Source organism: Dietzia sp. SYD-A1, assembly GCF_015356725.1.
In the GTDB taxonomy this organism is placed as follows: domain Bacteria; phylum Actinomycetota; class Actinomycetes; order Mycobacteriales; family Mycobacteriaceae; genus Dietzia.
This window is the reverse complement of the sequence record NZ_JADDKI010000388.1, coordinates 1-6,172: the sequence shown is the minus strand read 5'-3', so window position 1 is coordinate 6,172 and position 6,172 is coordinate 1. Positions and strand designations below refer to the sequence as shown.

Annotated in this window: 6 protein-coding genes and 1 pseudogene; 3 read left to right on the top strand and 4 right to left on the bottom strand. The window is 72.2% G+C overall.

Annotated elements, in window-relative coordinates; translation table 11 throughout:
• From IY392_RS14315 to IY392_RS14305, 3 genes are all read left to right on the top strand, one after another.
• On the top strand, window positions 1-441 hold a 441-nt coding region (locus tag IY392_RS14315; RefSeq protein WP_194861573.1), incomplete at its 5' end, for a hypothetical protein.
• A 70-nt stretch (window positions 442-511) separates the two neighbouring features.
• Entirely contained in the window at window positions 512-1,099 is a 588-nt protein-coding gene (locus IY392_RS14310) for a copper chaperone PCu(A)C (protein ID WP_194861572.1), read from the top strand.
• Window positions 1,092-2,360 (top strand): Dyp-type peroxidase, encoded by a 1,269-nt coding sequence (locus IY392_RS14305; protein ID WP_194861571.1) that lies wholly within the window; start codon window positions 1,092-1,094, stop codon window positions 2,358-2,360. The genes IY392_RS14310 and IY392_RS14305 overlap by 8 nt, the downstream gene beginning before the upstream one ends.
• A 106-nt stretch (window positions 2,361-2,466) precedes the next feature.
• On the opposite strand, the gene IY392_RS14300 is transcribed toward IY392_RS14305, so the two are convergent.
• From IY392_RS14300 to IY392_RS14285, 4 genes and pseudogenes are all read right to left on the bottom strand, one after another.
• Entirely contained in the window at window positions 2,467-3,471 is a 1,005-nt protein-coding gene (locus IY392_RS14300) for an SGNH/GDSL hydrolase family protein (RefSeq protein ID WP_194861570.1), read from the bottom strand.
• A gap of 98 nt (window positions 3,472-3,569) precedes the next feature.
• Window positions 3,570-4,658, bottom strand: coding sequence for an SGNH/GDSL hydrolase family protein (locus IY392_RS14295; RefSeq protein WP_194861569.1), 1,089 nt, complete (start codon window positions 4,656-4,658; stop codon window positions 3,570-3,572).
• Between the two features lie 76 nt (window positions 4,659-4,734).
• Complete coding sequence (locus tag IY392_RS14290) at window positions 4,735-5,802, bottom strand: beta-ketoacyl-ACP synthase III (protein ID WP_182613462.1); 1,068 nt, start codon at window positions 5,800-5,802, stop codon at window positions 4,735-4,737.
• A 133-nt stretch (window positions 5,803-5,935) separates the two neighbouring features.
• Window positions 5,936-6,172 (bottom strand): annotated as a pseudogene (locus IY392_RS14285) (SRPBCC domain-containing protein); the annotation flags it as partial.

Below are 6,172 nucleotides of genomic sequence, written 5' to 3'. Positions count from 1 at the left end.
GCCCGGCAGCGGTCTCCGATCCCGGTCGCCGCGGCCGGTCTGATCGCGGGGCAGGGGGTCGTGCACCTCCTCCTGGCCTCCGGGCACACCCACTCGGCCACCCCGGGCGCCTCACACGCGGCTCTCGGCCACCACGTGACCGACCCCACCCTCGTCCGCGCCGCGATGGACGGGGCGGGATCCGGTCTCTCCCTCGGTCCGGCGGCGCTGCTGACCCCGGGGATGCTCGGCGCACACGCGGCTGCCATCCTCGTGACGCTCGCCCTCGTGGGGATCCTGTCCGGGACCCTGGCCTGGGTCGCGGCCCGGGTGACGCCGCTCCGGGTGGCCGCCCACCTCGTCGTCGTCGCCCCGCCCGTCTCCTCCTACGACGCCGACACCCCGCTCCACCGGTTCCTCCTGGCCCGCGGAGGCACCCGGGCGCCGCCCGTGGCTGTGTGACCCCACCCGCACCGGTACGCGCTCTCGCTGCCGGGCGACCTCACACACCACCTCAAGGACTGAACCACCCATGCGTACTCGCACCCACACCCGGGCCGTCTTCGCTGCGGCCACCGCACTGACCCTCGCCCTGACGACGGCGGCCTGCGCCTCCGACGACCCCGCCCAGACCTCCGTCGCCGCCGACCAGGCGACCAGCGCCGAGGCCGCGGGCGTCGTGATCCTGGATGACGGCTGGGTCAAGGCCACGGACACCGACATGTCCGGGGTCTTCGGCACCCTCCGCAACCCCGGCGACGTCGACCTCCACCTGACCGGTGTCTCCAGTCGGCTCGGCGGCCGTACCGAACTGCACGAGACCGTCCCCGGCGGCAGCGGGATGATGATGCAGGAGAAGGAAGACGGTTTCGTCATCCCCGCCGGCGGCGAGCTGGTGCTCGAACCCGGCGGTAACCACATCATGCTGATGGACCTGGACCAGCCCATCACCACCGGCCAGCAGATCACGCTGACACTGCAGTTCGCCGGCGGCGCCCAGGATGGGGGCACGGAGCAGGAGGTCACCGTCTCCGCGCGCGATTTCCGCGGCGGCGAGGAGGAGTACGTCGGGGACGACCACGGGGACATGGATCACGGGGGCATGAACCACGATGGCTGACCGGGCCCCCCGCCCCCTGTCGCGGCGGTCTGTCCTCACCCGCGGTGCGGGAGCCGTGGTGGGTGGAGCCGTGGTGGGTGGTGGTCTGCTCGGTGGTGCCGCCGGCTACGCAGGCCGGGGTCTGCTCGACGACGGGACCGCTCCCGACTGGAAGACCGTCGCCGACTCGCGGGTCGTGGGCGCCGCCACCGAGCCCTTCCACGGCCCCCACCAGGCCGGCATCACCACGCCGCCGCAGGCCCACGGGGCATTCATCGGGTTCGACCTCGCGACGGGGGCCACCCGCGCCGAGATCCAGGGTGTCCTGCGGGCGTGGTCACAGGACGCCGCCCGGCTCACCTCCGGCCGCGGGGGTCTGGCCGATCTCCAACCCGAGCTGGCCCGGGACCCGGCGCGGCTGACGGTCACGATCGGACTCGGTCCCGGAATGTTCGACGCGCTGCGCATGCCCGAGCGGCGGCCGGCGTGGTTGCGGCCGTTGCCGGCGTTCCCGCAGATCGACCAGCTCGAGGACCGGTGGTCGGGAGGAGATCTTCTGCTCCAGATCTGCGCCGACGACCCGCTGGTCGTCTCACACGCCGCCCGGACCCTCGCCTCGGGGGTTCGCGGCGTGGCCGAGCAGAAATGGGCCCAGCGCGGGTTCCGCAAAGCCGTGGGCACCGACCCGACCGGCAGCACCCAACGGAACCTGTTCGGCCAGATCGACGGCACCGAGAACCCCAGGCCTGACGACGTGGACTACGACCAGATCGTGTTCTCGGACGGAGCCGACCAGCGATGGATGCGGGGCGGGTCCTCACTCGTGCTGCGCCGCATCCGCATGACCATGGACACCTGGGAGGAGATCGACCGCACCTCCCGCGAGCTGAGCATGGGCCGGCGGATCGACACCGGTGCGCCGCTGACCGGAACCCACGAGCACGACCCGGCCGATTTCGACGCCGTCGACGACGTGGGCCTGCCGGTCATCCCGCCCGAGTCGCACATGGCCCGGGCCCGGCAGCGCCATCGCGGTGAGGCCATGCTCCGGCGGCCGTACAACTTCGACGACCCACCGGAGCCGGGGAAGATCAGCAACAGCGGTCTGATCTTCACCGCCTATCAGGCCGACCCGGTGCGCACCTATATCCCCGTCCAGCGGCGGCTCGCCGAACAGGATGCGCTCAACACGTGGACCGTCCCGATCGGGTCCGCGGTCTTCGCCCTCCCGCCCGGCGCACCGGAGGGCGGGTACGTCGGTCAGGGGCTGTTCGAGGGATGAGGTGACACGCAGCCGCCCCCGGCGATGAACCCCCGCGCGAGCATCGGCTCACGCTGGTGTCCATCGCCGGGGGCGGCGGTAGTCGGGAGCGGTTGGGTCAGCTGGGTCAGATCGCCGCGGCGATGGCGTCGGACATGGCCTGCTGGCCGAGGGCGGTGGGGTGGAACGCCGCGGCGTTCGTCGGCGCGCCCCCGAGGAAGTCGGTCCAGCGCTGGTCCGCCGGCGCGCAGGCGCTGCGGTCGACGTCGGAGGTGGGCAGCGCCGAGACGTGGCCGTTGCGCCGGGCGGCGGCGTCGACCGCGTCGTTGATGGCCTCGGCCACCCCGCGGGCCCACTGGACGTCGGCGGGGTTGAGCTGGTCGGTGAAAGAGCAGCTCCCGCCCTCGGCCGGCATGAGCGGCAGGTACTGGGTGGCCACCACTGTGGCGCCCGGCGCGCGGTCCGCGATCGCCGCGTAGACGTCGTCGATCTCACCGCCCTCGCCGAAGGTCTCCGCGATGGTGGCCGCGATAGTGGTGCCGATGGCGGTCTGGCAGTTCGGCACGGAGGCGAACGGCCCCTGCTTGGTGATGCACCCGACGATCGTGCCGAAGCCGACGTCGTTGCCGCCGATCGACAGTGTGACCAGGTCGGTGGTCGAGTCGAGGGCGTCGAACTGCGGCGGGACCCCCGAGCGCTGCGATGCGGTGAGGTCGGGGATCTGGGCTCCCCCGCAGGTGGCGTCGGTGAGCCCGCCCACGGCGGGGTTGGTGCCGAGGACGCTGGCGTAGTTGGTCGCGCTGCGGCCGCACGCCTGCGCGGTGGCGCCGTCCGCCAGCTCGGTCTGGTCGCCGAAGGCCGCGTACGAATCACCCAGTGCCACGTAGTCCGCGTAGGCGGGCTGGGCGAGGGAACCCAGCGACCCGGACGCCGGCAGGGGCGTCCCGGCCGTGGACCCGAGGGAACCGGCGGCGATCGTGCCGTCCGTCTGGCTGGTGGACTGGGTGGAGGGCTGGGTAGTGGACTGTGCGGCGGCGACGGGCGCGGCCGCCAGCGCGAGGGACGCGGCCAGAGCGAGGGACGTGGTGAGGGTGCGTGCGCCGGTGGAGCGGCGGCGGAGGGGAGTGGGCATCACCGCAGTGTGCTACCCCGGCCGCCTCCCCGTTTGATAGTTGCAACAACTAAGCAACTTCTACTTCCGCGCCCTGCTCTCACCGACCGGCGTCGTCGCTACCCCGAGAGTGCGGACACCACGCGGCCGGCCACGTGCGCGTGCCCGGCGGACGTGGGGTGGACGGGCACGGACGAGGTCTGCAGGCCGGTGAAGTCGACCCAGCGGGTATACGGGGGTGTGCACATCGAGTGCCCGGGCTCGTCGGGGATCACGACGGTCGCGCCGTTGCGCAGCCCCGCGTCGCGGACCACCCGGTTGATGCCCTCCTGGAACCCGCGGACCTTGTCCCGTTCGGCTTCGGAGATCCCGATGAACGGGGCGCAGTCGGGGGAGGAGAGCAGGGTCTGGTCGTCGGGGATCGCCGAGAGGTAGCCCACGGTCACCACGCGGGCGGCGGGGGAGCGCCGGGCGATCTCGCCGTACACCGAGTCCATCCTCGCGTCGAGCGCTTCGAGAGCGCGGGCGGCCTGGCGGTCGATCACGTCGGAACACCCGGCGGTGGCGTCGAAGCCCTCGGCGAGCCCAGAGGTGACCGAGTCGACCACGGGCAGGAGTTCGGGGGCGGTGTTGGGTCGGAGGGCGCAGGCGACGATCACCGCGGCGAACCCCACGTCGTTGCCGCCGATGGTCAGGGTGACGAGGTCGGTCTGCGCGTCCAGGGCGTCGAGCTGGGGCGGCGCCCCGTTGCGCGCCGGCTCCCAGAAGTCATCAGCGGTGGCCCCGCCGCAACTGGCGTTGATGAACGTCCCCACACCGAGCTCGCGGGCCACCACCGCGGGGTAGGCGTCGTCGGTGCGGACGCACGCCACGGGGCCGGCTCCCCAGGACCCCGGCGCCACCCTGCCGACTGCCGCGTACGAGTCGCCCAGCGCCACATAGCGCGCCGGCCCCCCTCCGGTCCCGGCGTAGACGGACGGTCCGAGGCCAGCGCCATTCACCTGACCTGCGATGTTGTGGCCCAGCGTCTGTGCTGATCCGGCGCCCTGCTCGATCGTGGAGCCGGTGGGCGGGGGCGCTGCGGGAAGCGCCGGGGTCGACGCGGCCACGGCGGGGGAGACGAGAGTGGCCAGGAGGGCCGAGACGAAGGCCACCGCGGCGCCGGCGAAGACCGGCCCTGCGCTGCGACGGGGACGTGAGATGTGCATGGGATCACTCTCTCATGAACACCTGTCCATGAGAGGGGAACACGGCCCCGGTTCCGCCGGACCGGGGCCGTGGGCGTCAGTCGACGGGCGGCGCGGCGGGCAGGCGCACGACCTGCCCGGCGTAGGACAGCCCCGCGCCGAAGCCGATGCACAGCGCGATCTGACCCGGCTCGGCCTCTCCGTCACGGAGCATGGCCTCCATGGCCAGCGGGATCGAGGCAGCCGAGGTGTTGCCGGTCTGCTCGATGTCGTTGGCGATCGCCACCGAGTCGGGGAGTCCGAGGTGCTTGGCCATGGCCGAGTTGATGCGGCCGTTGGCCTGGTGGGGGATGAACGCCTGGATCTGCTCGGCGGTCACGCCCGCGGTCTCGAGGGTCTGCGCGCACACCTTCGACACCTGTACGGCGGCCCAGCGGAAGACCTTGGAGCCGTCCATCGTCAGGAACGGCTGGGCCACGGCCTCGGCCCGACCGTCGGCGGCCGCGGCGTCCACCTCGTCGACGTACTGCTTGAAGTCCTTGGTCTGGCTGATGGCATCGCCCTTCTCGCCGTCGGACCCCCAGACCACGGGGCTGACGTCGTTGGTCTCCGACGGGCCCACCACCACGGCGCCCGCGCCGTCACCGAAGATGAACGAGGTGTTGCGGTCGGAGTAGTCGATGCCGTCGCTCATCTTCTCCACGCCCACTACCACGACGTACCGCGCGCCACCGCCGCGGATCATGTTGGTGGCCACGGCCAGGCCGTAGCCGAACCCCGCGCAGCCGGCGGTCAAATCGAACGCGGCGATGCCGTTGCGGCCGAGTTCGGTGGCGACCTGCGGGGCGGCGTGGGGGACCTGGGTCCAGTTGGTGGAGGTGCACACGATCACCGCGTCGATGAGCTCCGGATCGATGCCGGCGGAGGTCACGGCCTTCTTGGCGGCCTCGCTCGACATGGAGACGATTCCCTCGTCCGGCTCCGCGCGGTGGCGGTTGAGGATGCCCGACCGCTCGTAGATCCACTCGGAGGTCGAGTCGATCGTCTCGCAGATCTCCTCGTTGCTCACCACGCGACGTGGACGGTAGGCCCCGATGCCCAGGAGGGTCGTGCCGGACGCGCCGTCGCCGGTCGCGATGGTCACGGTGTCGTTGGAATCCGCCATACGGATGGTGCTCCTCGTCGGTGTGCGGTTCGTGCCGGTCGCACGGCTGGTGCTCCCGACACAGTACTGCTGTCTCGGTGGACATCGTCGCACCGGACGGCGATGTTTCGTCGCGGTTCGACCGCCACCCGGGTCAGTCCGTGACCAGACCCTCGAGCCACCCACGCCAGCGCTCGGCGTCCCAGGTGGGCTCGACCCCGTCGACCGCGGCCGCGCCCAGCGGGGCGCCGGAGCCGCCCGGGGCGTCCACGTACTCGTACACGCGGACGGCGACGGCGGCGCTACTGGTCGCGTCCTCGGGTGTGTCCCCGGCGGGGAACCCGTAGAGCTCGATCACCCCGTCGACCGGTGCGGACAAGATGATCAACGC

Bases quoted from the DNA above. Each gene is read 5' to 3' on its own strand.
- IY392_RS14295 (WP_194861569.1), bottom strand. From the start codon at position 4,658: ATGCACATCTCACGTCCCCGTCGCAGCGCAGGGCCGGTCTTCGCCGGC.
- IY392_RS14310 (WP_194861572.1), top strand. From the start codon at position 512: ATGCGTACTCGCACCCACACCCGGGCCGTCTTCGCTGCGGCCACCGCA.
- IY392_RS14300 (WP_194861570.1), bottom strand. From the start codon at position 3,471: ATGCCCACTCCCCTCCGCCGCCGCTCCACCGGCGCACGCACCCTCACC.
- IY392_RS14305 (WP_194861571.1), top strand. From the start codon at position 1,092: ATGGCTGACCGGGCCCCCCGCCCCCTGTCGCGGCGGTCTGTCCTCACC.
- IY392_RS14290 (WP_182613462.1), bottom strand. From the start codon at position 5,802: ATGGCGGATTCCAACGACACCGTGACCATCGCGACCGGCGACGGCGCG.